Here is a 244-nt window from a genome sequence, read left to right as displayed (position 1 = left end):
CGTTGATCAGGTTGCTTGGAGAAAAAGTAGATTGCTCTACATGAGCGAAGTAATTGACGGGAACTTCATTCAATTCCATTTCTCCCACTTCAATTAAAGGAAAATCTCCTTGGAACCAAACTTTTGTAATATCAAAAGGATTCCATCTGAAATCTCTCGCCTGCTCTTCGGTCATCACCTGAATGTACATGGTCCATTTCGGGAGATTCCCTTCCTCGATGGTATTGCGCAGAGCCTCCTGAGC

Annotated in this window: 1 protein-coding gene; it reads right to left on the bottom strand. The window is 43.4% G+C overall.

The genetic code is table 11. From position 1 onward, the window contains the following. The coding region (locus ACPYOJ_RS36325; RefSeq protein ID WP_481420532.1) for a catalase at window positions 1-190 on the bottom strand (190 nt) is incomplete at its 3' end. Between the last annotated feature and the right edge of the window lie 54 nt (window positions 191-244).

The organism is Rhizobium sp. SVR5-9E, assembly GCF_056755095.1.
Note: the sequence above shows the minus strand (reverse complement) of the source record. Positions and strands in the feature narration are given on the sequence as shown.